The 375-nt window shown below is 70.4% G+C and carries 1 protein-coding gene; it reads left to right on the plus strand.

The window, feature by feature from the left end; genetic code table 11:
- Positions 1-375, plus strand: a 375-nt coding sequence (locus tag J0A65_RS26355) for a formylglycine-generating enzyme family protein (protein WP_206597138.1), incomplete at both ends; no start/stop codon positions are given.

The raw sequence follows: 375 nt of genomic DNA on the forward strand, positions 1-375 counted from the left end.
CACGTGTCCTGGCGCGACGCGCATGCCTATACGCAATGGCTGTCGCGCCAGAGCGGCGCCCGCTACCGCCTGCCGACCGAGGCGGAGTGGGAATATGCCGCTCGCGGCGGTAGCCCGAGCTACTACTGGTGGGGCGATGAACTGGACAGCAGCGAGCAGGCGCCGCGCGCCCACTGCCGTGGCTGCGCGACATCACGCCTGTTGCGCAACAAGACCGCCGCCGTGGGCCAGTTCCCCGCCAACGGCTTCGGCCTGAGCGACACGGCGGGCAATGTCTGGGAATGGACCGCGTCGCGCTTCACCCAGCGCTTCGACGGCAGCGAAACGCAGAGTGCCGGCCTGCTCGACGACAGCCCGCGCGTGGTACGCGGCGGT

The sequence above is a fragment of the Bowmanella yangjiangensis genome (assembly GCF_017255015.1).
Lineage (GTDB): Bacteria > Pseudomonadota > Gammaproteobacteria > Enterobacterales > Alteromonadaceae > Bowmanella > Bowmanella yangjiangensis.